Origin of the sequence: Agromyces binzhouensis (assembly GCF_004135055.1) — a bacterium.
In the GTDB taxonomy this organism is placed as follows: Bacteria; Actinomycetota; Actinomycetes; order Actinomycetales; family Microbacteriaceae; genus Agromyces; species Agromyces binzhouensis.
Genome location: NZ_SDPL01000738.1, coordinates 1 through 762, shown reverse-complemented (window position 1 = coordinate 762; position 762 = coordinate 1). Strand labels below are relative to the sequence as shown.

1 pseudogene is annotated in these 762 nt (G+C 77.2%); it reads right to left on the bottom strand.

Features of this window, described 5'->3' with window-relative positions:
• A pseudogene (locus ESO86_RS19570) lies at positions 1 to 762 on the bottom strand (hypothetical protein); the annotation flags it as partial.

The following is a 762-nucleotide window of genomic DNA, read 5'->3' as shown; positions in this document are numbered from 1 at the left end:
CGGCGGGGACCTCCGGCTCGGCGCCGGCGACGCCGGGCCGCCGCTCGGACGCGACGAGTTCCTCGTCGGCGTGCGCCGCCTCGGTGTCGGGCTCGGCGCCGCCCGCGGTGCGGAAGTGCCCGATGAGCGAGAGCAGGATGCCGCCGGCCGCCCAGGCCGCGAGCACGAGCCATGGGAACGCCGTCGGTGCGTCCGGGAAGTAGCTGAGGTCGCGGAGCAGGGTCGCCGCCGCGCCCGGCGGGAACCACTGGCCGATCGCGCCCCACGGCTCCGCGAGGAACTGGACGGGCACGGCGGCCGCCGAGATCGGGTTCGCGACGAGGACGAAGAGCACGGCGCCGACGCCGATGCCCGCGCGGCCCATGAGGGCGACGAGGCCGGTGATGGGCGCGGCGATCGCGGCCAGCGCGAGCGCGATCGCGGCGGCGTTCAGCCAGTAGTCGCCCTGCAGCGCTCCGAACCAGCCCTGCAGGATGCCGGCGAGCACGAGGCCGCCCGCGATCGCGTAGGCGGTGACGGCGGCGACCCGGCGCATCGCGCCGATCACGGCGAGCGAGATCGCGATGCCGCCGAGCATTCCGCCGAGGACCAGCGGGAACATCGCGACGGCGAGCCCCGAGCCGGTCGGATCGCTGTCGGCGAGCGGGACGACGTCGGTCACCGTCACCGTGACCGTGGGGAACTCGGGCACGGACGGCGCGCCGGGCGGGGTGCCGCCGCCCTGGCCGGTCGCCTGCGCGACGGCGGCCTGCACGGCGTCGG